The organism is Streptomyces milbemycinicus, assembly GCF_002154605.1.
Taxonomy (GTDB): domain Bacteria; phylum Actinomycetota; class Actinomycetes; order Streptomycetales; family Streptomycetaceae; genus Streptomyces; species Streptomyces milbemycinicus.
The window spans coordinates 1-876 of sequence record NZ_MUNE01001235.1 but is presented as its reverse complement, the minus strand read 5'-3'; the positions used below and the strand labels follow the sequence as shown (position 1 = coordinate 876).

The window sequence follows — 876 nt, the reverse complement described above, 5'->3', positions numbered from 1 at the left end:
GCAGCGGCGATGAGTCCGTGGCGTGGGGGCTGGACAACGCCGTCCGGCAGATCGAGCGCGCCCGGCGCATCCTGGGCAGCCTGCGGCAGTACGTGGGCCGCCTGGAGCCCTCGGAGCGGCTGACCGACCTCAACGCGATCGTGCGCGACTGCGCGTACTTCATCGAGCTGCGGGCCCAGGAGCACACGGTGGCCGTCGAGCTCGACCTCGCCGCCGAGCCGCTGCCGGTGCGCTGCGAGAACGTGCTCATCGGGCAGGTCGTGATGAACCTCGCCTTCAACGCGATCGACGAGATGGCCCGTTGCCCACCACCCGAGCGCAGGGTGCGCATCGCCACGCGGCCGGTGGCGGACGGGGGCGTGGAACTCACCGTCCAGGACCGGGGTCGCGGCCTGCCGCCCGGCGACCGGATCTTCGACGGCGTCTTCACCTCCAAGGAGAACGGCAGCGGCATCGGCCTGGCCCTCAGCCACCGCATCATCACCCGCCACGGCGGCCACATCGACGCCGGCCCGAACCGGCCGCGCGGCGCGGTCTTCCGGTTCACGCTGCCGGCGGTCAAGGCACAAGGAAAAGCGAGTCCATGACCGACCATCGTCTCCGCGTCACCGCCGGCGACAACGAGATCCGGGTCCTGCCGGCCGCCCTCGCACAGATCGAGGTGCGGTACGCCGACGGGACGATTCTCGACTTCGGTCAGAACCTCCTCGGCCGGCTCCGGTACCCACCACTTCCGAACGGAGCTGTCATGACCACCCGATACCAGCACGCCACCCTCATCGACGGAACCGGGGCCGCCCCCGTCCCCGACGCGGTCCTCATCGTGGACGACGACGGACTGATCGCGTATGCGGGCCCGGCGGCCACCGCGCCGCC

The 876-nt window shown here is 71.3% G+C and carries 1 protein-coding gene and 1 pseudogene; both read left to right on the top strand.

The window, feature by feature from the left end; translation table 11 throughout:
• The coding region (locus tag CCN51_RS52325) for a sensor histidine kinase (protein WP_245881908.1) at nucleotides 1-587 on the top strand (587 nt) is incomplete at its 5' end.
• Nucleotides 584-876, top strand: a pseudogene (locus tag CCN51_RS59030) (amidohydrolase family protein); the annotation flags it as partial. The gene CCN51_RS52325 and the pseudogene CCN51_RS59030, both read left to right, overlap by 4 nt.